At 55.2% G+C, this 19,315-nt stretch carries 18 protein-coding genes; 1 reads left to right on the top strand and 17 read right to left on the bottom strand.

The annotated features are described in order from the left end of the window. Positions 1-10: 10 nt before the first annotated feature. The 17 genes from Q1B16_RS19125 to Q1B16_RS19205 form a co-directional block, all read right to left on the bottom strand. Entirely contained in the window at positions 11-562 is a 552-nt protein-coding gene (locus tag Q1B16_RS19125; RefSeq protein ID WP_299792816.1) for a hypothetical protein, read from the bottom strand. Then, positions 562-1,329, bottom strand: coding sequence for a formyl transferase (locus Q1B16_RS19130; RefSeq protein ID WP_299792819.1), 768 nt, complete (start codon positions 1,327-1,329; stop codon positions 562-564). Before Q1B16_RS19130 ends, Q1B16_RS19125 begins: the two co-directional genes overlap by 1 nt. After that, the gene (locus Q1B16_RS19135) at positions 1,326-2,282 is read right to left on the bottom strand and encodes a hypothetical protein (RefSeq protein ID WP_299792822.1); all 957 of its coding nucleotides are present in this window, start codon (positions 2,280-2,282) and stop codon (positions 1,326-1,328) included. The genes Q1B16_RS19130 and Q1B16_RS19135 overlap by 4 nt, the downstream gene beginning before the upstream one ends. Next, positions 2,279-3,439 (bottom strand): glycosyltransferase family 4 protein, encoded by a 1,161-nt coding sequence (locus tag Q1B16_RS19140; RefSeq protein ID WP_299792825.1) that lies wholly within the window; start codon positions 3,437-3,439, stop codon positions 2,279-2,281. Before Q1B16_RS19140 ends, Q1B16_RS19135 begins: the two co-directional genes overlap by 4 nt. Further along, positions 3,436-4,218: a putative nucleotide-diphospho-sugar transferase gene (locus Q1B16_RS19145; protein WP_299792828.1), complete on the bottom strand. Its 783-nt coding sequence runs from the start codon at positions 4,216-4,218 to the stop codon at positions 3,436-3,438. The genes Q1B16_RS19140 and Q1B16_RS19145 overlap by 4 nt, the downstream gene beginning before the upstream one ends. After that, on the bottom strand, positions 4,218-4,952 hold the full coding sequence (locus Q1B16_RS19150; protein WP_299792831.1) for a hypothetical protein: 735 nt from the start codon (positions 4,950-4,952) through the stop codon (positions 4,218-4,220). The genes Q1B16_RS19145 and Q1B16_RS19150 overlap by 1 nt, the downstream gene beginning before the upstream one ends. A gap of 211 nt (positions 4,953-5,163) precedes the next feature. Further along, on the bottom strand, positions 5,164-6,975 hold the full coding sequence (locus Q1B16_RS19155; RefSeq protein WP_299792834.1) for an ABC transporter ATP-binding protein: 1,812 nt from the start codon (positions 6,973-6,975) through the stop codon (positions 5,164-5,166). Between the two features lie 15 nt (positions 6,976-6,990). Beyond that, positions 6,991-7,779 carry a YdcF family protein gene (locus tag Q1B16_RS19160; protein ID WP_299792837.1) on the bottom strand — a complete coding sequence of 263 codons (789 nt, stop codon included), beginning with the start codon at positions 7,777-7,779 and terminating at the stop codon, positions 6,991-6,993. Between the two features lie 119 nt (positions 7,780-7,898). Continuing rightward, positions 7,899-9,026 carry a glycosyltransferase family 4 protein gene (locus tag Q1B16_RS19165; protein WP_299792840.1) on the bottom strand — a complete coding sequence of 376 codons (1,128 nt, stop codon included), beginning with the start codon at positions 9,024-9,026 and terminating at the stop codon, positions 7,899-7,901. A 70-nt stretch (positions 9,027-9,096) separates the two neighbouring features. Beyond that, entirely contained in the window at positions 9,097-9,480 is a 384-nt protein-coding gene (locus tag Q1B16_RS19170) for a MarR family EPS-associated transcriptional regulator (protein ID WP_299792843.1), read from the bottom strand. A 197-nt stretch (positions 9,481-9,677) separates the two neighbouring features. Beyond that, complete coding sequence (tviB, locus tag Q1B16_RS19175; protein WP_299792846.1) at positions 9,678-10,967, bottom strand: Vi polysaccharide biosynthesis UDP-N-acetylglucosamine C-6 dehydrogenase TviB; 1,290 nt, start codon at positions 10,965-10,967, stop codon at positions 9,678-9,680. Further along, positions 10,957-11,970 carry an NAD-dependent epimerase/dehydratase family protein gene (locus tag Q1B16_RS19180; protein ID WP_299792849.1) on the bottom strand — a complete coding sequence of 338 codons (1,014 nt, stop codon included), beginning with the start codon at positions 11,968-11,970 and terminating at the stop codon, positions 10,957-10,959. The genes tviB and Q1B16_RS19180 overlap by 11 nt, the downstream gene beginning before the upstream one ends. A 386-nt stretch (positions 11,971-12,356) precedes the next feature. Further along, positions 12,357-12,914 (bottom strand): transcriptional activator RfaH, encoded by a 558-nt coding sequence (locus Q1B16_RS19185; RefSeq protein WP_299792852.1) that lies wholly within the window; start codon positions 12,912-12,914, stop codon positions 12,357-12,359. Positions 12,915-12,917: 3 nt separating this feature from the next. Then, positions 12,918-13,595, bottom strand: a complete 678-nt coding sequence (locus Q1B16_RS19190) for a sugar transferase (protein WP_299792854.1) — start codon at positions 13,593-13,595, stop codon at positions 12,918-12,920. Between the two features lie 467 nt (positions 13,596-14,062). Continuing rightward, positions 14,063-14,881, bottom strand: coding sequence for a CpsD/CapB family tyrosine-protein kinase (locus Q1B16_RS19195; RefSeq protein WP_299792857.1), 819 nt, complete (start codon positions 14,879-14,881; stop codon positions 14,063-14,065). 25 nt (positions 14,882-14,906) lie between these two features. Beyond that, entirely contained in the window at positions 14,907-16,448 is a 1,542-nt protein-coding gene (locus tag Q1B16_RS19200) for a chain length-determining protein (RefSeq protein ID WP_299792860.1), read from the bottom strand. Continuing rightward, positions 16,445-17,326 (bottom strand): AAA family ATPase, encoded by an 882-nt coding sequence (locus Q1B16_RS19205; RefSeq protein ID WP_299792863.1) that lies wholly within the window; start codon positions 17,324-17,326, stop codon positions 16,445-16,447. Before Q1B16_RS19205 ends, Q1B16_RS19200 begins: the two co-directional genes overlap by 4 nt. 1,193 nt (positions 17,327-18,519) lie before the next feature. Between Q1B16_RS19205 and Q1B16_RS19210 the strand changes: the two genes are divergently transcribed. After that, positions 18,520-19,257, top strand: a complete 738-nt coding sequence (locus tag Q1B16_RS19210) for an FCD domain-containing protein (protein ID WP_299792866.1) — start codon at positions 18,520-18,522, stop codon at positions 19,255-19,257. Positions 19,258-19,315: the final 58 nt, after the last annotated feature.

A 19,315-nucleotide genomic window follows, 5' to 3' on the forward strand; every position in this document is an offset into this window, starting at 1 on the left:
CAACTGGCGTCTACTTTTCTTTTTGCCGGATCATTCGTGCGGGAACGCCGGCCAGAATTGCGTTATCAGGGAAGCTCCGATTGACCACGGCATTTGCACCAATACGTACACCGTTCCCCACCTGGATTCCGCCGAACAGCTTTGCTCCGGGTCCAATATAGACATCGTCCCCAAGTTGCGGAGCCTTGCCGTCCTTTAACCCGATATTGACGCAAATATTGAAGTGCGCTCTTGCTCCGATACGCGCCTCCGGGCTGATCACAATTGTCCCCCAGTGATTCAACCGCAATCCCGGCCCGCATGTATTGGGCGGGATCGTAAAACCGAGATAGATTGACAACAGGCGGAAATAAACCGCGATAAACAGTCTTTCGGCTCTTCCGATCGGATCTCGCCGACAATTGTTCAGATACTCAAATCTCCTGAGGACTCGCAAGAAATGTACGGTCGGATAGCGAAGCGCATTCCCAAACCGCCATTGGGTGAGTCCGGCACGCTGAAGATCCTCATCCCGCCAAGCCCGGTAGTCCTCCTTCGAACGGATTTTGTTTGCCGTTGCCACTACCGCACGCCTCTCAGCAAACCTTTGAAATACTGCCCCAGCGTCGGATGATACCATTGCTGACCAAACCCGCTCGTTGACACCGGGTGCGGTAGCGGTTCTCCCTGTTTGAGCCCATTGAGGATTTCGACCAAAGCCGGAAGGGCCGCAGCAAGTTGCAGCAGCGGGTAAGTCACAAAGTTGTCCTGAGGCCCGGGGATTGGCCGAACGTGCTTAAGAACCGCGCCGGTGTCGACACCGGCGTCAACCAAATGCACCGTCGCGCCAAATTCGTTTGGTCGGTCTATCCAAAGCGCCCAATAGCCACCGTGCACTCCACGGAACTCCGGAGTTATTCCTGCATGGATATTCAGCACTGGCCCATCGATGGCGCGCAGCGTGTCCGGTTTGACGACCCGTGTACCACTCAGCACCGCCGCGTCTGGCGCCAAACTGAAAAGTTGATCGCGGGTTTCGGCCGAATTGACAGAGCTGATGGCGATCATCCGATCCGCCGGGATCGGATCGGTGCGCAAACCATTGGCTTCACGTATGGATTCGAGGCGCGCTGCTGCTCGCCTACGTAGAAGCGGCAAAGCCAGTATCATGAAAAGCACCTGTCCGATTGCCGCGCCCCAGCCGAGTTTTCGAGCCCGCCCGCGCAATAACGTCCAGCGGGATTGAGGAGGTTCCACCAGAACAGCTACTGGGGGAATGCCAGCATCTTCCAAAAAATTGAAAAGGATATTTGTCGGTGGACCTGCGGATGCAAGAACGACCAACCTCATGGCTTTGCTCCACTTTTGGCCATCGGGCGCGAGACCATGCCGTATTCATCCCGCAATCTGAGAAAATGCGCGATGATCCTGTCTAATCCGACCAGGTTCGCGGGTGTATCATGGCCAAAATTGTGTGGATGCCACCAAAGATGAAATCCCGAACCCTCTTGCGCCGCCTTGGTCATTGCGCGTTCGATCACCGAAAGATGCCGTGGATGAAACACGGCCATCCTCCCGGAACAGGGCCGCAGGAAGTGGCTGGCCGGCACGTTGTCGCTTTCAGGACGATATAGATGGGGCCCGAGCAGACCGGTGTGGGCATCGACCAAGCGCAACAAACGGCGAGCTAGAGTTTGGTCCCGCCCCGGTGTTGGTCGGTATGCCCAAGTATCCGGAGTGCCGCGATAGCGGCTGAAGCCCTTTCGTCGAACTACCTCAAGATGCGACGCAGCAAACTGATTACGCGGGAAAACGATTGATCGCATCGTAATCCCCCGCGTAGCCGCCAATTCGCAGGCAGCGTCGAGATCCGCTGCAAAGCTTTCGATGCTCGCACCGGCCTCAAGGCAATAAAAATGAGACATCGTGTGGGTCGCGATTTCCTGCCCCGGACACGCGGCAATAGTTTCGACCAGCGAGGCACCGAAATAATACGGATCCTGGAATTCGTCGGGGCCGATCTCGTCAAGGTAGCTATAGTTTGATAGGGCCGGATTGCTGTATTGCGGGCGCAGCTCCTCCGGCGGAAGTGCATCAAACAACTCATCGCGCGAACCGCAAAAGACCGCGCCAACCGTCGCCCAGGTCGCTTCGATGCCGTGACGTTCAAATCGCTCCAACATCAACGGTATGGCCGCTCTGCCGCCGAGAATGTTCTTCCCGTAGCTGTCACGCGTCGCATGGTCGCGCACCCCCCAAAGCAGTTCGAAATCCAGCGACAGTACGAATTCGCCTTCTTTCATTTATGCTGCTCGATATCCGGTAGATCGAGAACTCGACACCACGCGCCCAAAACTGAGCTCGGGTCATACCGCTGCGATACCCGCGGCGCTGTTTCTGCGAGACGGGACCTGGTTTGTGGATCACTCATCACCAAATCCAATGCTGAGGCGAGCGCCTCGGCCGTGAGGTCTCGAACAAGAATGCCGTCAACATTGTCCTCGATGATTTCTTTCGGTCCGGTATCACAGTCAAATGCAACACAGGCGCAACCGGCACTCATTGCCTCGACCAAAACGTTTGGGAAACCCTCAAACCGCGAGCTAAGGACGAAGAGATCAGCAGCAGTGTACCAATCTGATACATTACCAAGATGCCCCGGCAGAAAAACCCTTTCAGTCAGCCCAGACTTAGCAGCAACAGATCGAATGTTGCGGCCGGATATCCCCTCTTCGACTCGATCTGGCAAAAGGCCAAGAATAGCCAGATCCCACTCCGGGTGATCACCGGCAACAAGGGCGAAGGCTTCAATTAGAATATCAAAGCCCTTCTGATAGGGTTTGGTTCCAACTGCGAGCAAAAGTTTGCGACCCGACTTAACGTGCTCTTTTGGGCGCACGATTGGCGGCCCCGAAGGTAGACTGCTCTGAACCGCATTGGGAATGATGGCCACATTCCGGCTACCGGTCTCGCGTTGAAGCCAATCTGAAATTGGCTGCGTTTGAGCGACCTGGCAATCCGAGAACCGGTAAACGAGACGCCGCAAGATGGTCCAGATTTGGTCTTGCTTCCGATGCCAGGGTGCATTGCGTTCCGAGACGACAACACGCGTCGGCGTACCAAAGGAAGACACAACTGCCATAACCGACTCGTGTGGCATCATCGCCAGCATTGCGCTCACCCGATGCCGACGCAGCACTTTACGAACCTGTAGGCAGCGACGCAGGTTGATAATCAGTTTCCCAAGAAGACTGCTTCGTCCTTCGTCAAATCCGACAGTCTCGCGCTTGATTCCCGCGGGCAACGAGAAAAAATCCGTTTCGGGTGTGGAATGTGTGAGGACAACCACTTCATGGCCTAGACGGTTGAGTTCGCTCGCCAGCCAGACTGTCACCCGCTCGGCTCCGCCAGCTTTGAGAGTGCCAATGAACAGGCAAATGCTGCTGCGTATATCGGTCAAGTGAAATCGCCCTTGCGCAGGAATTGACGAACACTCGCTCCCACTTGACGAAGTGAAGCGATCCTGCGTTTGGCGAGGTGCATCAACCATTCACTTCGGTGAGGGAAAGAGTAACGACGAAAATGACAGATCCGAGGGCAGGCTTCGCGTCGGCTCCAAAGATACAAGTATTTCGGATACCGGATATTGTACTCGGGCGGGAGTGTGGCGAGACGTAGATCCGAATGCCAAAGCAGTTCGCGCAATGTGACTTGATCCTTGCGAAAGCCAGCAGCCTTGTAAGACTCCGACCAAGCTTCCAGCAACGCCAAAGTCTTTGCATTCTTCCGCACCGCGATAACACCGGTGTTGAACTGCGGAAAGGCGTCCGGCAGCTGTTTGGTCCAGACAGCGCGTGTCGCGCCCCGGTTCCGGGCATGTGCGTGCGCCATGGCAATGTCGAACTGATCAAGCACTTTGAACAGGTCGCTCACATCTTCCAACACGCGGATATCGGCATCGAGAAACAGCGTTCGATCGAACGGGGACCGCATGAGGCAGTCAACTTTCGAACGATGGTGGACTGTTTCAAGCGTGATCACCCGGTCGAACACATCGCTTACCGTGATCCCGAGCCGCGGCGCGTCGGTGAACAGAGCTATGGCAACATTGGGCATGTGACGCTTGACCGACAGAGCGGCCGCTTCCGCGCAGGCGATGAAGCGTGCGCCCGTGGCAACAAAGACGACTCCTGTCGTCGATTGGGTCTGCCCTGTTTCGTCCGGATGTGCGGAAGTCATCAAGATGCCGCTTCAATCAACTGGCGATGAATTCGATCCGAATCCAGACCGTCGCGCACACGAACGATGACACGCGCCAATTTGTAATCAGCGGACGGTTTCGCTTGAGCCCGCCGCATCGCCGGTTTGCGGCAATCCACCAACTCGCGCCCCACATGGGATGACAAACGCTGCATGCCCACATCCGATGTCATAAATGCCGCGTAGTCGAGTAACAGCATATCTGGGTGCTCACGTTTAAGGTCCAGCAATTTCCGATTGTAGACGCACCAGGCCCGGAGGGCATCGGGCAGAAAGGTCGGATCACGGCTGATCCACCGCCGGCCTGCCCGACGCAGGTAGTGTCCGAAAACCTCGACCGGGTCTCGGAAAACGCCGACCAAGATCGGTGCGTCGAGGACCTCACACCAAAAGTCGAAAGTCAGTAATGTCCGCGGGTCTTTGAAACCCCAAAGTGATTTCCCAAGAGCCTCAACGAGGGTCCGTGCTTCGTCAACGTGATCACCTGTTGCAGCACCCGGCGCAAGAGGGCCGATCAACCGCAGGCTTTCGACACCTGTGTCACCGAGCAGGTCCATATTGAGGTCACGGGTCTCAGCCCGCTCCATTTTGTTGCCGTCGTCATACCCGCCCGCCACCTCCGCGCCAATCATCGCAATACCGCTGCGGTGAAGCGTATCGGCAATCAGGGTGGTGCCGGATTTGTGCATGCCTAGGACGACAACTACGGACATCGGCGCTTACACCAAAAACTGTTTGGTATGGAAAATTTCAATTTTAAATATCGCTGTTTCGTCATGGGATATAGGTGTCGTTTTCTCTACGAGCGACGCGTGGGCTTCACGCCACGTTGGTCGAGCAATTCCCACAAAAGAGAATGCGGTTTGGCCCAAGATTTCTTAATTCGCCGATACAATCGCCGTTTACTAGTTATGAGGCTTGGCTCTAGGCCTCTGCAATTCGCTGGAATGTTGAGTTGCTTTCTATTAGCGCCGCCCATGTATCGCAACCGACCACGCGACCTCCCTCTACGACGACAATACGATCGCAGCGCTGCACAGTACTGAGGCGATGCGCGATCATCACTACGGTTTTTTCTTCGGGCAACGCGTCAATGGCGGCGATTGCCTCGCGTTCGGTCAAGTTATCCAGTGCGCTTGTGGCCTCGTCAAAAACTATGAGGTCAGCATTATGGTACAATGCACGGGCTATTCCGATACGCTGACGCTGTCCCCCGGAAAGCCGGACACCTCGCTCACCGATTGCCGTGTCGTAACCATCCGGCAACTCATCGCGTATAAATTGATCAAGCTGGGCGATCCGAGCCGCTACCTGCACGCGTTCCTTGCTAATCTGTCGGGGGTGAATACCGAGCGCGATATTCTCTGAAACGCTCGCATCCGTCAGGAAGATGTCCTGCGGAACGTAGCCAACGCTTTGCTGCCAAGCCCGGACATTTGTTTTTGAGATAGGAACCCCGTCAACAATCAGGCGTCCTTCTGTCGGCGACAGCAACCCCAGCATAAGGTCCGCCAAAGTTGTCTTGCCTGCTCCGGTTCCACCGACAATTCCGATTTTTTCGCCCGCACGAATTTCCAACGAAATGTTGCGAACTCCGGCATGGGAAGAATTGGGGTAGTGATAGGCAACGTCCTCAAGCACCAATCGATCGCGCAGGCCCAAGCCTTCCGGTATGGTTTCCGGCAGCGCATCCCCAACGGTTCGTGTAAACAGATCCTCATGGATGATTTCGACAGCCCTCGTTCCCGCTTGAAGACTGGCAAGCGACTGGTAAAGCTTGGAAAATTCTGGCATCAGCCTTTGCCCTGCAAAAGCAAACAGCCCAAGAGTCGGCAGTATGTTCGCCAAGACCGCACCTGAGGCAAGGCCCTCAGCATCCATCATCAGAAGGCAAATCAGTATGATGCCACCAAAAACCAAAGGTTGCAGCACGAATTGCGGTACCTGGGATATCACCTGAATCCTGACGAGCGTGCGCGCCATCCTCTGCGACGGCGCGCTGTAGCGCGCCACATAAGCGCTCTCCCGTCCCAAGATCTTAATGCCCTTGATACCGCCCAATGCCTCGTTTGCGACCCGGAAACGCTCACTGTTGGCATCTGCTCGATGACGGCCAAGTTGCTTCAATACACGCCGATTTAGCGCATAGATCCCGCCGTATATACCGCCGAGTAAACAGAACGCGACAATCGCTATCAGCGGTTCCACAAAAAGAAGTAGGCCCAAGATAGCGAGAGTAGTCAGTGAGGAGGCGACGAGTTCTGCCGCAGGCCTGAAGAATTGAGCTATTACCTGTTGAGTTTCTGCTAGGATCCGCGTGCTCATCTCCCCCGAATGGCGATTCAGGTAGAATTCGTAGGGTTGTCTTAGATAACCTGCGATTAGCTTCCGACTGATGGAGTGTATACGCATGGTCGAAAATCGCGCGATAGTCCACGTCTTTAGAATCTGGATGCTGCTTGTGAGCATGATTATTCCAAGAGAGGCCAGTCCCAACCCGACCAAAAAGGCATAGTCGCTCTGAAATCCAAAATTTTCGTAAGCCCAAGACAGTGCCGGCACTGTATCAATGCGCCGAGGATCGGAAAGCACAGATAGGAACGGCAAGACCGAACCCACCATAAGCGCAGAGGAGAACGCGCCGAGGATCACAACCGCTAGCACGATCCAGGCATTTCTCCGTTCACGTGCATCCAGCAGTTCCCAAGCTTTTCCCCACGTCTGGCGATCGATCATTCTAGTTCCCGTTTTTCAATTGTGAGAGTCGCTTAATTTTAGTACGAGACGCCCTATCCATTCCCGAATTGCCATATTGGTCAGTCTTAGATTGCGTTGAAAATTCCATCCAAGGCCACTGGACCAGCTTCGAGTTTGGAAATCCACAGGGAACGGTATGATCTCCTGCCAGCCTGCAGCTTTAAAACTCATCATGGCGCGTGGCATATGGAAAGCACTGGTCACCAGGACCCATTGTTCGCCTTCCTCGGGTTTTGCTTGGGCATAGCTCAACCTGGCATTCTCGGTTGTGTTCCTCGACCGACTTTCAAACAACGTTCGGTGCGACGCAATTCCCTGTGACTGAAAAATTTGCTCCGCAATTGCAGCTTCGGTTACCTCGCTTCGGCTCAGGTCACGTAGGCGGCCACTGCCACCGGAAAAAAGCAATTGCGCGTCCGGGAATTTCCGAGCGAGCGCGAACGCGGCAAGGTATCTGTCGCCACCCTCTCCAATCTGTGGTTGTCCAGAGTGCAAACTGGCCGGAACATCCTCCCCACCGCCGAGTACAATAATACCGTCTACTTCCTGAAGCTCCATCTGAACGGGGAATTCCGTTTCAAGAGGACGCATAAGGATATCTCCGATTGGGAATGCACCTATTCCCAGAAACGTAAGGAACATAGTCGCAGCGCCAAAATCAACCAATTTTGACCAATGCCGTCGGTTGGCCCAAAACGTAATGCCCGCCAAAATGAGTAGCCAAGTTTCAAGTTTCAGTGCAGGCGTTATTAGCTTTGAAATGATGAAAAATGCGTTTTCCAATTATCAGCCGGAAATAATTATTCTTCAGTGATTGATATATTCTAAGTAGATATTGAAGTTTACTACTATTTTGCCCGAGCGCTACTTGATAGTCCTTGACTAGGTGTTCAGTCCCGGCGTCATGCCGCCAATCGCTTCACAGGTACCAACTCGCCGATAACGTCGCGGTAAGCGTCCACCACGATATTCTGCCCGAATTCTTGTTCCATTTTTGCGCGCCCCGCACACCCCAGAGCGGCGCGTTTCTCGTGCGGCAACGCAAGGAAAACTTCGCAGGCCGAGGCAAGGCTCTCGCCGCTGCGAACTTTGCATAGGAAACCCGTTTTTCCATCATCCACGACCGCGCGGCAGCCGGGAACATCGGTTGCAATGAGAGGGCGCGCCATCGCCGCCGCTTCGATGAGTGTTCGTGGTGCACCTTCACGGTAAGACGGCAGAACGACACACTGTGCGGCCTCGATAAAGGGGCGGACATCCTCCACGGTCCCGAGATATTCGATGACGCCCTCTTGTTCCCAGCCGGATACGACGTGCCGGCTGATGGCCGTGCGGTTCTCTGCTTCGGTCGCACCAAGGAGCTGGAAGCGAACGTCAGGGTGCCGCTTCTTCACGAGACGCGCCGCTTCGACGTACTCCAACACCCCTTTGTCCCGCAAAAGCCTGGCGATCATCAGAAATTCCGGCGCTTCGCTTTGAGACGGATAGGCAACCGATGCAAAGCGGTCCAGATCAATGCCGGACCCCGGGAGACACCGCGCTTGGCCCTCTGTTACAAGGCCGCGTTCTAGAAATAACGCCTTGTCATCTTCATTCTGGAAGAACACAACCGGCAGATTTCGGAATGCACCCTTGTAGAGCGTCACGGCAACCCGCTCCAGCAAACCTCCCGACAGGAAAGCGGTGCCCAAACCTGTGACGTTCGGGATAAACGGGATCTTCGCGGCCTTTGCGACGAGTGCCCCGAAAAGGTTGTTCTTTATGGTAAAGCTCAAGATCACGTCTGGCCGGATTAGCCGGAAATGATGGCGAAGGCGCAGTACCAACTTTGCGTCCTGAAGCGGGTTGAGTCCCTTCACATCCATCTCGAGATGTCGGACGGTACATCCCAAGGCCGTGAGTTTCGGAACAGAATCGTCCTTCGGCGCGAGGATCGTGATTTTGTGGCCATCGGCGAGCAGCGCCTCCACAAGTGGTCTCCGAAAATTCCAAATGTTCCACGCCGCGTTCACTGAGATGAGGATCTTCATGCGGGCGATTTCTGACGGGTGAAATGGGGCAGACCGTGCTTGATCGCGAAGGACATTGATTGTTGTTGGCTCATTCGCGAGACTTCGCTCTGACAGGTGCTGGCCCCATATCCGCTCCCAGCTTCAAGTCCTCTTGGAGACTTTCAATCTCGGCTTTCAGCGCATCATACTCTTTCAGCTTTCGCTGAAGGAACTGGCTGGTGAGCGCGGTCTTCTCCGCAACCCCTTTCGGCGTCAGGATATAGGCGTAGCGCAGCTTTTTGTTCGAAGCACGTAAGTTGCTGATTTTCAGCTGCCCTTTTTCGATCAACGCATTGAGACAGAAATTGACCGCGCCCAGGCTTATTCCGAGTTCACGCGACAAAGCGCGCTGGCTCATCTGAGGATTGTCCTCAAGCAGACGCAAGATGCGGAAGCGCACATCCTCCCGCAGTTTATCTCTCTGAGACGCCATCGACTAAGACGCGTGTCAAACCACGGCTACCGCAGCGAGGCTCGCGGCGATGCCAGCTCGAAGTAAGGAGTCCAAGTCACTCAAACTGCCACGGACATCTGAGTTCATACTTGAACAAAGAACACAATTCCTCACGAAATTCCAGACAATTGTCCTGAACGGCGATCGCCAGAAAGAAACAATCAGTTTCGCGCTCGTTACAAGCGCAGGTCGCTTTCGCTTTCGGGAAGCACATATTTCAGGTCGTAGAGAACATGATTTGTCCCACCGAGCTTTCTGAGGTTTTGTGCTCCGGCTTCCCGAAACTGCTTGTGTGCGACGGCCAGTAAAATGCCATCGTAAGAGCCCTCTTCCGGGCTCGAAACCATGTCAATTCCGAATTCGGCTTTCGCTTCCTTCGGATCGACCCAAGGATCATGCACATCAACCTCGGCGCCGAACTCCTCGAGCTCGCGGATCGTGTCGATCACACGGGTGTTCCGAAGGTCGGGGCAGTTTTCCTTGAAAGTCAGGCCGAGCACCAAAACCTTGGCGCCCCGAACCTGAGTACGCCGATGGATGAGCGCCTTCACAAGCTGGCTGGCAACATAGGCGCCCATACCGTCGTTCAGACGACGACCGGCCAGGATGATCTGCGGATGGTAGCCGATCTCTTCGGCTTTGTGTGTCAGGTAGTAAGGGTCGACGCCAATGCAGTGTCCGCCAACCAAACCCGGCCGGAAGGGCAAGAAATTCCACTTCGTCCCGGCGGCCTCCAAGACCGCTTCGGTATCAATGCCCAGTTTGTTGAAAATGATCGCAAGCTCATTCATCAAGCCGATGTTGAGATCACGCTGCGTATTTTCGATGACCTTGGCCGCTTCAGCCACACGGATGCTGCTTGCCTTGTGAGTTCCTGCAGGGATGATCGCACTATACAGCGCGTTGATCCGCTCTGCCGCCTCGGGTGTGGAGCCTGACGTCACTTTGACGATATTGGGCAGACGGCGTTCCATGTCACCGGGATTGATGCGTTCTGGCGAATATCCCACCGTGAAATCATCGTTCAATTTGAGACCAGATTCACGCTCTAGAATCGGGACACAGATTTCTTCCGTGGCGCCGGGATAGACTGTCGACTCGTAAATAACCGTGTCGTTTGTTTTCAAAACGCGCCCCACTGTTTCCGAAGCGCGCTGCAACGGCGACAAATCGGGGCGTTTCGAACGATCAATTGGCGTCGGAACGGTCACAACATAAATAGTACAGTCCCTGAGGTCGTCGACATTGGCCGTGGTCGAGAGTTCGGTCGAAGCCCGCAGTTCGCTCTCCGTGACCTCGCGCGTGCTGTCCGCTCCGCTTTGGATCTCCGACAAACGCGCGGGATTGACATCGAACCCCACCGTCGGGAACCGTTTACCGAATTCTACAGCAAGAGGCAGCCCAACATAACCGAGCCCGATTACCGCGATCTTGAGGTCATCGGAGAATTTCAAATCACTTGCCATAATAATCCCTGAACCAGCTTACAAAATCGCGGATCCCATCTCGGATGTCGGTCTGGGGACGGTACCCGGTCAAATTCTGTAGAAGCTCTGCGTTTGCCCATGTCGCGGGCACATCTCCCGGCTGGATATCCATGTAATTACGGATCGCCTTGACGCCGAGTTCATCCTCAATCGCATCAACAAAATCAAGAAGCCGTACCTTATCGGAATTGCCTATATTGACCACACGATACGGAGCAACGGGAGACAGGCTGTCACCCTCTTTGATGTCCGCGGCTGTTGCGGGTCGCTCGGGTGGAGTATCGATCAATAACTTGATGCCCCGGACAAGATCATCGACGTAGGTAAAGTCGCGATACATGTCCCCGTGGTTGTAAATGTCGATGGGTCTGCCATCGAGAATGGCATCGACGAACTTGAACAGCGCCAGGTCCGGCCGGCCCCACGGTCCGTAGACGGTGAAAAAACGGAACATCGTCGTCGGCAGCGTCCAAAGATGCGCATAGGCGTGCGCCATGCTCTCGTTGGCCTTCTTTGTGGCGGCATAAATCGTGAGTTGCGTGTCCGCTTTCTCGGTCTCCTGAAACGGCATATCCTCATTTGCGCCGTAGACCGATGACGTGGAGGCCATCAGGAGGTGTCGGACCTCCAATTTACGGGCAGCTTCCATGACGTTGAATGTACCAATGACGTTGCTGTCCAGATACGCGCGCGGGTTCTCCAGCGAGTAGCGCACGCCAGCCTGCGCGGCGAGATGCACGATCACGTCCGGTTTGAAGTCTTCGGCGATAGACCAAACCAGCTTCTCGTCTTCCAGCATACCTTCAGTCGCGGAAAACCTTTCGTTTTGCAGAAGCATCGCGTGCCGCTTTTGCTTGAGCGTTACGTCGTAGTAATCGGTCATCCCGTCATAGCCATGAACGCGGACACCGTTTGCCAGCAAGAGCTTCGCCAAGTGAAATCCAATGAACCCGGCCGTACCTGTTATCAAAACGCGCGTCATAAAAGTTCATCCAATTTCGTTTCAGCCACTGTTTTCGCTAGACCAAGCAACCGATATCGGAAATGCGTGCATCCAAATGACTCGGTGCATTTCCGCCAAGTTGTCCGTCCCTGTCCAGTTGATACCGCCACCCAAGCCTGGATTCCAGACGAAGCCATGCAAGACCGCCGCAATCGGCCGGACACCCTGACACTCTCCTATAAGCTTCTGAAAAGATATAGAAACCGACAGATACTGAAAACATGAGGGACGATTGGCGGACCCGAGACTCACATAAGTTCTACGAAGACTGAAGGTCGTCTTCCCGACCCGAGGCATCAAGCCGGGACAGGAGTTCCGGAGTTTACCAAAAGTGGTGTGTCTCTTTTTCTTAAGGATTGTCGAAATCACGCCCGGCAGGATTGCTCTGCCCCAAGTCGCGGTTCGACATCGGACGTTGAAAGCGCCGTCTTCGTGTAACGGCCCATAAGCTCCATCAATACGTAGATGCGCCCCTGCTCAGGAATGGCCTCGATTTCAGCGATCATATCGGTGAGTGGCCCGGAAACCACTTTCACCTGATCCCCGACCTCCAGTCTCGTTTCCGTCCGCAATACTGTGTCGGTATCCCGAGCACGAAGCTTCAGCGCTGCGATGATGTCGGGAGCCACCTGCGTCGGCCGACCTGCTTCAAGAGCCACAAGCCGTGACACCCCATAAGTAGAGTTGATGGAACGCCACTGCCGCCGATTGTCCGATACCCTAACGAAAAGGTAACCAGGGAACAGTGGTCTGAGCCGCGTATCCCATCGGCCTGCGCGACGGCGTGTCTCTTCGCGCAGGGGCATAAAACTTTCGTAACCTTGACGGTCGAGATTGGTTACCGCGCGATCAAAGCCACCGGGCTTCAGCTGCGCGAGGTACCACGGTTCGCAAGCCCATTCTGACAACCGGCTAGGTGACACGATTTACCGCTGTCCAAACCCGGAGAAAATGACTCCGAATGTCAAAGAAATGACATACATCTCTAGCCGGAGATTCCGGTTCCTTATGTAAAAGACATCATATCGCGCTTTGCGCTGAACCGCGCGTGGATTATCCGCATAACCGCCTCGTACTTGCGCAAGCCCGGTGATGCCAGGCCGTACGGTAAACCGCTTCCCGTAATGAGGAACGCGGACAAGGTATTCGGTGGCGTGTGCGAATGCATCGGGGCGCGGTCCGACTAGGCTCATGTCACCCTTGAGCACATTCAGAATGTTCGGCAACTCATCCAGCTTGGTCCGACGCAACAGACGACCCAGAGGCGTAATGCGGTCCTCGTCAAGGGGCGCGTCAGCAGCCCGCAGCGCTGTGCCGTTGTCCGTCATCGTTCGGAACTTCCACATGACGAACGGTCGTCCATCCCGACCCATTCTCTCCTGCCGAAAGAACACGGGGCCCGGATTCAAAAACGGGTTCGCGATGGCAAGAAGAAACGAGAGTGCGACCAGGAAAGGAAAGGTCAGAATGGCGAACGCGAGATCCATTGCTCGCTTGGCAAACAGAAACCCAGTTTTATGATCAAGAGACGGCGCAGCGTAAGACCGTTCCTCGTGCGATGTGAATGGAAATCTGCTGGTAATTGCAGCTGTGTTGCTTTTCAAAACAAAAACTCCCCGAACAAAATTACTTATAGCTGCTCAGAATCCTCTTTAAGCCGAATCGTTAACTTTTTGTTAACCTTGAAAGAAAAACCCGTTCATATCAAGGGTTTTAAGGAAAAACCGTACGAGCTTGGATGCAACCGGCGCCCTTCCGCTTGGCATCGAACAGATTGTCCACCGTGTGTCGACGACACTGGTGTGTTCGACGAATTGTTGCTCAACAGAAGCGAACCGGTCTCGCTCGGAACTCGCTTCCACGCTCCAAAATTCCAAGCGCAATGTGCATGAGAGAATCTGAAATTTGATCCCACCAGCTTCTTGATCACACGCGCGGCTTGCTGTTCGCTTGCAGGCAGTAAACCCACTTTACCAAGCTACTCCGGCATCGCTTTACATTCAAGAGACTTGCAGATTTCCTCTACCTTCCTCTCCAGCTACTCACGCGAGAGCAGCCGCTTGCCTCTCAATCATGCGGTCTCGACGGCGCGTTTATCGTGGCGAAACGCATTCAATACGACCCCAAGAACATTCGTATGCTCAGCAACCTCGCGCTGACAGGTCTCGAATTGACCGTAACGGGTCGCATCCGCCCGAACGACTATCAGCGCACAGTCCGCGTTTTTGAGAAACGCGCGGGAATCGTCGTTTACGAGGACCGACGGAAGATCGAAAATCATCACGTCAGGTTCATAGTCCGCTTGAAGGGAGTCCAGTTTCTCGGTGGTTTCCTCTGCCAACAGGATCCGTGTGGGGTCTGGTTCGGCATGATGCGCCATGGAAACTGCAACATTGTCTCCAAAGCGCAAGGCCTGCTCGTGGAAAGCAACTGAGCCGTTCATGACATCGCTAATCGCGTATGGCGGTCGGGCTTCGAAGAATTCGTGCACGGACGGGTCGCGAAGGTCGAAATCGAAGAGCATGGAACGAAGATCACGCTGGCGTCCAAGACCCAAGGCGAGGTTGCAGGCCAGAGTCGTCTTGCCCGATGACGGCATCGGAGACGTGATTGCCAGCCGCTTCCAGCCGTTTTGGCGCATCTGAAGCAGCGTTTTCGTGCGCAGAATATCGAAAGGGGTCGCCGCTTTTCGAGCGGAGCGCGTCACAATCCGGTGCTGAATCAGGATTTTATCCTGGACCTCGAAGGGTGTTAACGCCAGCCAGCGTTCGTCAAGGCCGGCAGTTTTCATTTTAGCGGGCTTCGACGCGACGCGATCTATCTCTGGAGATGAGTGGCGCGCGCTACGTGACTTACGGGCCTTGTCCAGAGCGGCTTGCAGTTTTTCCATTCGGCTTCAAATTCTCCAGCTTGCCCTAGCCAAGCCCCAGCTTGGCCATGCCTCTCTGCACGATCAATTCCAAAGGAAGATAATGCGTGTCAACATACCAAAGCGCGGTCGGCACGCCAATCAAAACCGCAACAAACGCCGTGATCAGTGCGCCACGTCGCAGGAAACGAGCCGTTTGACTTTCCATGTACGGGATCGTCGCAATCGGCGTTACATTGAACCTTTCCGAAAGCTCGGCAGGTCGCCGGATATCTCGGTTTATGACCTCGAGCAAAACAAAATATCCCACGGCCAGTCCGATCCCGGAAATGATGCCCAAGGCAGCGATCGCGAGACGATTGGGCCCGCTGGGAATTTGAGGCACACTGGCGCTCTCGATCACGCTGATACGCTGACCCTGAGCCGTAGCTTCTACCCGTTCGCTCATTCGAGCAGAGTTCAGATTGGACACCGCCGAGTTGTATCGAGCTTGGATGATGGCGTAATCCCGCTCCAATTCCGCAAGTTCGAATTCGTTTGCCGTCGTAGCGGATAGGTTTTTCTGCAAAGCCTCGAGTTCGGCAGCCGTAGCTTCGATCTGCTCCTGCAACGCAGCAATTCTGGTATCGGCTTCTTCCAGCGCAGCGTTTCGCAAGGATTGCTCAAGGGACTCACCTTCCTCCTGAGCATTCGAATTGCTCAAAGCGTTTTGCGCCGCGACAATCGCCTCCAGTTGCGCAATCCGGTCTCTTAACCGAATGATCCGCGGGTTGCTTTCGCTGTAGGTCTCTCTTAACCGATCAAGCTCTGCCCGATTGATCAACAGCTCTTCTTCACGCGGATCGCGAGAAGAGGCCTGCTGCCCGCGCAAGCCGAAACCCGACTCGATGTTTTCACGTTGCTGACGCGCGAATTCCAGTTCCCTCGAAAGCCGGTCCAAACGCTCCTGTAACAGACTTTCGCGTCTCAGGCTGAAACTCCGATCTTGCGGCAAAGCGTCCGCGTTCTCGGTCTTGAAGCGCGCGATTTCCAGGCTCTGGCGGGCAAGCTCGTCGTCGAGACGGTCAACCTCCTGCTGGAAGAAATCCAGGGTGTTCTCTGCGCGGGAAACCCGGAATCTCGAGTTCTCCTGAAGCACCAGGGTCACGTATTCATTGACGACATTCGCAGCGATCTGTGGCGAGCGCGCCTCGAAGCTGATTATCATCATCGTGGCGCCTCCGCGACCGCCACCCCTGCGCCAGATTTCAGTTGCTTCACGCATCTGCGCCAACACGGTGTCGGGCTCCATCTCGCGGATGTTTTCGAACACGTTGAAGCGATTCGCGATATCGATCAGGTTGGCCCGCGTCACGAGCCTCTGCTCGATGACTTCAAGTTGCTCCGCAGCACCGGTCTGAACCGTAGAGGGGATCATGCTGGCAGGAATTTGTGGCGCCTCGAACAAAAGCCGTGCGGAGGTCGTGTAGGTTTCAGGCAGCTTGAACGCTGTAACGATGCCCAAACCCGAGAAGAGCAAAACGAACAGAGTCATCACCGGCAGGCGGCGTAGGAACAAAGCCCAGTAAAATCCTAGATCGAGATTCATTCAGCAGCCTCACCAACACCCGCAACCCGAGTTGTAAGCAAAAGCGGTTCACGAAAGGGCTTCAAAATCAAGCCATCGTCAATCAATTCTTTGATCGTGTCCGCAGTTACCCTGTCCTCACCACCGCTGGACGCGTAAACCAAGGCGAGATCGCACAGCTTGTTGATGACGCGCGGGATGCCTTCAGACTCTTCGTGGATGTAGTGGATCGCCTCCGGGGTAATCTCTTCGCCAGTACCCCCCGCATGGCGTAAACGGTGCACGACATAGTTCACCGTGGTTTCCAGATCTAATGGGTTCAAATGATAGGCCGCCGTGACGCGCTGTGCGAACTGCCGCAGTTCGGGCCGACGGATCAGATCGCGAAGCTCGGGTTGACCGACCAGGATGATCTGGAGCAACTCGTCTTTGCCGGAATTGATGTTTGTGAGCATGCGGAGTTCTTCGAGTGTGTCCGCGCCGAGATTCTGCGCTTCGTCCACGATGAGGGCGACATGACGGTTGGCGGCATATTCGGCCAGAACGAAATCCTGGAATTGTTGGAACAAGGACACGTAATCTGCGCCTTCGGGTGCTGTCACGTCAAAAGCGCTCAAAACCCAGCGCAACAGATCGCCGCGATCACCACGCGCGTTTGAAATCAGCCCGACGGTCACATCGCTTTCAATGGTCCGCAGCAGTTCCTGGATGATGGTCGTTTTGCCCGTACCCACCTCGCCCGAGACGACGGTAAGTGGGGCCCGGGTTACGAGACCGTATTCGAGGACCGAAAGAGCCCGGGTATGCGCTTTGGACCAGAACAGGAACTCGGGGTCGGGCGACAAGGAAAACGGTCGCTCACGAAATCCAAAATGGTCATTATAAAGTGCAGTACACATGCTTCACTCGTGTCCCTAAAACTGGGGTCGCCAAATCTTGGCTGTGTCAACTTAACACGTATACAATTGTTATTGAAAGCGAACTGTCGCCTGAAGTGGGTGAGCGTGATTTCTTCCAGAAGTTAAACACCCAACCCGGCATGGCGCAAGCAGACATGACCGAATCGGCAGCATCGCTCATCCAGCTTTTTGGTTACGTTTAGAAAGCAGTCGCCCGTCGAAAGGAACTTTCCAAGTAGCTGGATCTGTCGCAGAAACTCGTTCCAAGGCATGAGGCACTTTAGACATCTCTGCCTTTGGCGCGCCCGTCGACAGACATGCGCCCCAAGGGGATCGATTGCGCTGACGGTTCGACAAAAAAGCTGAATGGGACGCCCTGAACTTGGTGATGCGATCGCTCGCGGTGCTTTGTGAGAGCCTATGATCGAGCCACACCTGGGCCGGTCAGTGCCGGGCGTAGCGGACTTTTACTTTGCCGGTCCCTACGATCTGTTGCCGTCGTATCCACCGTCTGATCACCAGAGTTGCCGAACAACAGTGACAATACTGCCAGTACGATCACGGTTGCAGTGCCGACCAGAGTGTAGAGAGCAACCGCGAGTAACAGCGATTTACCGAGAAACAGGGCGGAAACAAATGCCACGAGACCCGTAACGACTCCGATTAGAAGGTATCCTGCAACCATGTGTTGTTCCTCGATTGATTTTACATCCCAAATACAACCTTACAGAGAATCACGAAAAGGCAACCTATGACTTCGCTTTTGTAGCTTCTGTCGGCTTCCCTTCACAATCCACCGTAAACCTCTAATGATACGAAAGTCCTTCAACCATATGGCGAAAATGTGTCATTGTTCAGGTCGTTCGACGATTTGCGCCATGCCGAACTGCAGCACTTCTCAGCTCACGACCCCTTGTCGTCCCGAAAGCCCCGGGCACTGCGCTTCGATGCGCCGGGTTGAGGGCCGAACCTGCCGAAGACGCGGGTTTCGGCCAAGAAAACAGCGCTTTGGCGCACAAGATCTTTGATGTCAGGCGAAAAGACCCGGAAAAACGCATCGGAAGACGCGATCAACAACCGCGTTGAACGAGGGCATCCAGCCCAACTCTATTGACGGCCTGCGCCCACTGGTCTAGTGGTCAGACCAGTGGGCAAATGTGGATTGCCCCACCGAGTCGCAAAGGGGGGATTGCATGACAGCGGATGTGTTTCTGTCTGACGATGGAACATCTCTCGAAAAGGTCGCGCATCACTCCGTGAAAAACACGGTGGCAGAGCGGTTCGCCACTTTGATTGCCTCCGGTGCCCTCTCGGTTGGGGACACATTGCCCAGCGAACGCGAATTGGCCTCGGCGATGGGGGTCAGCCGCGAAACCATCCGCGGCGCGCTCTTGATCCTGTCGACCCAGGGAATCGTGTCGGTCGTACAGGGCGCACGGACGCGGGTGATCTCGGCCGATGTCGGGGCGCTTGGCCTCTCGGCCTTGTCCGGTGGGCGCGTCACCGATTACACGCTCGACGATGTGCACGAGGCGCGGCTGACCATCGAAGCCCGGCTTGCCCCGCTTGTGGCAGACCGGATCGACGACGACACCATCGGACGGCTCACCGAACTGATCGAAACGCAGGAAAAAACGGTCGGCGACCCGGTGCGCTATCTCATCGCGGATCGCGAATTTCACACGGTGATCTACCGCGCCTGTGGCAATGCGGTGTTCTCGGATCTCGCCGCGACGCTCTATTCCTATCTGCTTGACCATCGCCGTCGTGTGGTGGCCCAACCCGGCGCGATCGAGCGCAGCATCGGCGATCATCGCGATATTCTTGCCGCGTTGAAGGCCCGCGACGGCGACGCACTGGCCCAAGCCTTCGGCGTTCACGAACGCCGCATCTACGACACCACCCGCGCGCTTCTGGCCGCGTCCAAATGAAAGATTCCGACATGCACGTTCTCATCATCGGCGCCGCTGGCATGATTGGACGCAAGCT

The organism is uncultured Marivita sp. (genome assembly GCF_947488135.1).
Classification (GTDB): Bacteria; Pseudomonadota; Alphaproteobacteria; order Rhodobacterales; family Rhodobacteraceae; genus Marivita.

Bases quoted from the DNA above. Each gene is read 5' to 3' on its own strand.
- Q1B16_RS19130 (WP_299792819.1), bottom strand. From the start codon at position 1,329: ATGAGGTTGGTCGTTCTTGCATCCGCAGGTCCACCGACAAATATCCTT.
- Q1B16_RS19135 (WP_299792822.1), bottom strand. From the start codon at position 2,282: ATGAAAGAAGGCGAATTCGTACTGTCGCTGGATTTCGAACTGCTTTGG.
- Q1B16_RS19145 (WP_299792828.1), bottom strand. From the start codon at position 4,218: ATGACTTCCGCACATCCGGACGAAACAGGGCAGACCCAATCGACGACA.
- Q1B16_RS19150 (WP_299792831.1), bottom strand. From the start codon at position 4,952: ATGTCCGTAGTTGTCGTCCTAGGCATGCACAAATCCGGCACCACCCTG.
- Q1B16_RS19155 (WP_299792834.1), bottom strand. From the start codon at position 6,975: ATGATCGATCGCCAGACGTGGGGAAAAGCTTGGGAACTGCTGGATGCA.
- Q1B16_RS19165 (WP_299792840.1), bottom strand. From the start codon at position 9,026: ATGAAGATCCTCATCTCAGTGAACGCGGCGTGGAACATTTGGAATTTT.
- Q1B16_RS19170 (WP_299792843.1), bottom strand. From the start codon at position 9,480: ATGGCGTCTCAGAGAGATAAACTGCGGGAGGATGTGCGCTTCCGCATC.
- tviB (WP_299792846.1), bottom strand. From the start codon at position 10,967: ATGGCAAGTGATTTGAAATTCTCCGATGACCTCAAGATCGCGGTAATC.
- Q1B16_RS19180 (WP_299792849.1), bottom strand. From the start codon at position 11,970: ATGACGCGCGTTTTGATAACAGGTACGGCCGGGTTCATTGGATTTCAC.
- Q1B16_RS19195 (WP_299792857.1), bottom strand. From the start codon at position 14,881: ATGGAAAAACTGCAAGCCGCTCTGGACAAGGCCCGTAAGTCACGTAGC.
- Q1B16_RS19200 (WP_299792860.1), bottom strand. From the start codon at position 16,448: ATGAATCTCGATCTAGGATTTTACTGGGCTTTGTTCCTACGCCGCCTG.
- Q1B16_RS19205 (WP_299792863.1), bottom strand. From the start codon at position 17,326: ATGTGTACTGCACTTTATAATGACCATTTTGGATTTCGTGAGCGACCG.
- Q1B16_RS19210 (WP_299792866.1), top strand. From the start codon at position 18,520: ATGACAGCGGATGTGTTTCTGTCTGACGATGGAACATCTCTCGAAAAG.